Origin of the sequence: Pseudomonas sp. I8001, assembly GCF_013385345.1 — a bacterium.
Classification (GTDB): Bacteria; Pseudomonadota; Gammaproteobacteria; order Pseudomonadales; family Pseudomonadaceae; genus Aquipseudomonas.
Window position 1 is genome coordinate 1 of sequence record NZ_JACAQC010000074.1, and the last position, 316, is coordinate 316.

Genomic DNA, 316 nt, shown 5'->3' on the forward strand with positions numbered 1-316 from the left:
TGATTCATTGAAGAAGACGATAGAAGCAGCTTTAAGCTCCAAGCTGATAGCTCTTAGCTAATCAGTTACGCGCTCGAAATTGGGTCTGTAGCTCAGTTGGTTAGAGCGCACCCCTGATAAGGGTGAGGTCGGCAGTTCGAATCTGCCCAGACCCACCAATTTTGTTATGGGGCCATAGCTCAGCTGGGAGAGCGCCTGCCTTGCACGCAGGAGGTCAACGGTTCGATCCCGTTTGGCTCCACCATTAACTGCTTCTACTGTTAGAGTTTAGAAATGAATATTCGCCAATGAATATTGATTTCTAGTCTTTGATTAG

At 47.2% G+C, this 316-nt stretch carries 2 tRNA genes; both read left to right on the forward strand.

What is annotated here, in order from left to right:
- Window positions 1–81 precede the first annotated feature (81 nt).
- A tRNA-Ile gene (locus HX839_RS31425) sits at window positions 82–158 on the forward strand.
- A 10-nt stretch (window positions 159–168) separates the two neighbouring features.
- Window positions 169–244, forward strand: a tRNA-Ala gene (locus HX839_RS31430).
- Window positions 245–316 lie beyond the last annotated feature (72 nt).